Genomic DNA, 2,934 nt, shown 5'->3' with positions numbered 1-2,934 from the left:
ACCGTGGTCCTCGCCTTGCTGGTGGTCACCGCCGGCTGCGGTCGCGGCCCCGGGGCCGGCGGCACCGGCGACGCGGCCCGGGCCGCGACCGGACCGGTCGACGACCGCGGCCTGCTGATCGACAAGCCGTACGCGGGCACGACCATCCGCCTGCTCACCTGTTGCCGCACCGTGGCCCAGTTCGCGGCCCTGCGCAAGCTGACCGACTCCGAGTTCACCGCTCGCACCGGCATCAAGGTCGAGTGGGCGAACATCCCCTGGGCCTCCTTCACCCAGAAGGTGGTCGCGCAGAGCGTGCTCGGCAGCGGCTCCTCGGACGCGGTGATGTGGACCGACGCGTTCGGGTCGGCGATCCGCACGGGTCTGGAACCCATCGACGACCAGATGCGGGCGTCCGGGCTCGACCTCGACGATTTCCCCGACTCGCTGCGCGAGGCCGCGAGCGCGGGCGACGCGGACCGGGTGTACGGCATCCCGGTACGGGCGTACGCCTACGGCCTGTTCTACCGCAAGGACAAGTACGCCGAGCAGGGCCTGTCGCCCGCCGCGACCTGGGACGAGTACTTCGCCGGGCTCGACAGGCTCCGCGCCGGCAACGACCTCTACCCGATGACCGGCCAGTACGGGCGCAGCGGCGGCCAGAACCTCTACCTGTGGCTGTCGATGCTCTGGAGCAACGGCGCCGACCTGTTCGACAAGGACGGCAAGGCGATCTTCGACAGCCCGGAAGCGATCGAGGCGACCCGCACCTACCTGCGGATGATCGACGACGGCTACACGCCGAAGGCCTCCGCGAACTACGGCGAGGTCGAAGCCACTCAGGCGGTCGAACAGGGCCGGTCCAACCAGACGTTCACCTGGACGTGGCACCAGGACAACTTCGCCAGCCCGAAGAAGTCCACCAAGGACGTCGTCGCCAACACCGGGTTCGCCCCCGTTCCCGGGTTCACCGGCAAGCCGACCGTGACCATGGCGCAGAGCTGGCTCGCCGGCGTCCTCAAAGGCTCCGACCACAAGGGCGCCGCGTGGGAGTACATCAAGTGGCTGACCCACCCGCAGACCGAACGCACCGTCGCGCTCGACAAGTCCGATCCGGCCACCGCGTCCTCGATCGTGGTGCACAGGAGCAACCTCGCCGACCCGGCGGTGAACGCCGCGAACGCGGGAATGCCCGCCACGTTCGAGGCGATCACGCGCAACGCCCGCACCCTGCCGCAGACCGCGTCCTGGCCGCAGACCCAGGATGCCCTGGAAGTCGCGATCAACGAGATGGCCCACGGCAAGAACGTCGGGAAATCCCTGCGCGAAACGGCGGATCGGGTCGACGCGCTCACCCAGCGCTGACCGACTCCGCACACCCGGTTCACCCCGCCCCGTACCGTCGCGCACCGACGCGGCACAGGAAGGAAACGGCACCATGGCCAGCACCCTCAAGGAGTCGGCGTACCTGCCCTACTCCGGGCCCGAAGAGTTCATCCTGGAATGGACCGATCGCATCTGGGTGCGACGCGGCATCGGGCTGATCCGCGAGAACTACGCCGCCGACGCCGTCGTGCACGGCGCGTACGGCACCACGACCGGTGTCGAGGGCGTCGTGCGCAGCACGCTGACCCGGATCAACGCCTACCCGGAGCGTGTGGGTCAAGGTGAGGACGTGATCTGGGAGGCGCGCGGCGACGACGCGTTCCTCAGTTCGCACCGGGTCCTGAGCATCGGTGCCTACACCGGCATCGGCCACTACGGGCCGCCCAACCACCGATCGTTCCGCTCCCGCGCGATCGCCAACTGCCTGTACCGCAACGGGGTGATGGAGGAGGAGTGGCTCGTTCGCGACGAGTACGCGATCGTGCAGCAACTCGGCCTCGACCCCCAGGCGATCGCCCGCACGCTCGCCTTCGACGGCGGACAGGGGCGCATCCTCGGGGACACCGCGCCGGCCGACGTACTCGCGCGCGGTGAGTCCGGACCGCGCGAGAACGACCACCGCCGGGCGTGCGAACTCGTGCTCGACCTGATCGACCGGGTGTGGAACGAGCGCCGGATCGACCTCGCCGAGGACTACGTCGTGCGCGACCTCTGTCTCCACACGTCGCGCGACCGCACGGTCGTCCGCCCGACCGGCTATCAACAGGAGCTGATCTCGTTCCTCGCGCCCGTTCCCGACGCCGTGGTGCAGGTGCGCGACGTGGTCGCCCACGAGCACCCCGAACACGGGGTCCGGGTGTCCGCGCTGTGGTGGCTGCGGGGCACCTACTGCGGGGTTCCCGCGTACGGAGCGCCGACGAACACACCGGTCGAGCTGATGGGTTGTTCGCAGTTTCGCGTCGTCGACGGGCGGATCACCCACGAATGGCGGGTGTACGACGAGATGGCGCTGCTCACCCAGATCGTGCACGCGCGTGGTGACGAGCCGTCGCAAGCCGACCGCCACACGGCCGGCGGCTTCGTCGGAGCGGCCGGTTCGCCGCGATAATGTGCACGGTCGCACCCCGCGACGGTTCGAGGAGGACCCGCCTGTGAGCGTCACCAGCCGAGACGTCGCACGGCTCGCCGGCGTATCGCAACCCACGGTCTCGCGCGCCCTGCGCGACGACCCGCGCGTATCGCACGAGGCCAGGACACGCGTCCTGGCCGCCGCCCGCGAACTCGGCTACGTGCCCTCCGAACTCGGACGGAGCCTGTCCACCAGCGCCACCCGCCAGGTGGCGCTGGTGGCGGACATCGGCAACATGCTCTACCCCGTGCTGATGGGCCCGGTCCACGACCGGCTCCTGGCCGGCGGCTACCGCATGCTGATGCTCGCCGAACAAGGCGACGAGGCGCCCGAGTACGAGCGCCTGCTCGACCGCTCGATCGACGGCGCGATCCTGACCACGACCCTGCTCAATTCGTCGCTGCCATACGAACTGCACCGGCGCGGACTGCCGTTCGTCA

At 69.8% G+C, this 2,934-nt stretch carries 3 protein-coding genes; all 3 read left to right on the top strand.

Annotation, left to right across the window (positions count from 1 at the left end):
• Window positions 1–1,344: sugar ABC transporter substrate-binding protein (locus GT354_RS31970; protein ID WP_161359870.1), on the top strand; the 1,344-nt coding region annotated here is incomplete at its 5' end.
• Window positions 1,345–1,417: 73 nt separating this feature from the next.
• Window positions 1,418–2,473 carry an ester cyclase gene (locus GT354_RS31965; protein WP_161359869.1) on the top strand — a complete coding sequence of 352 codons (1,056 nt, stop codon included), beginning with the start codon at window positions 1,418–1,420 and terminating at the stop codon, window positions 2,471–2,473.
• Between the two features lie 43 nt (window positions 2,474–2,516).
• Window positions 2,517–2,934 (top strand): LacI family DNA-binding transcriptional regulator (locus tag GT354_RS31960; RefSeq protein WP_161359868.1); only part of this gene is annotated, 418 nt, incomplete at its 3' end.

It is taken from the genome of Streptomyces sp. SID3343 (genome assembly GCF_009865215.1).
Lineage (GTDB): Bacteria > Actinomycetota > Actinomycetes > Streptomycetales > Streptomycetaceae > Embleya.
Note: the sequence above shows the minus strand (reverse complement) of the source record. Positions and strands in the feature narration are given on the sequence as shown.

Excerpts from the sequence above, each read along its gene's own strand:
- GT354_RS31965 (WP_161359869.1), top strand. The coding sequence starts at position 1,418 with ATGGCCAGCACCCTCAAGGAGTCGGCGTACCTGCCCTACTCCGGGCCC.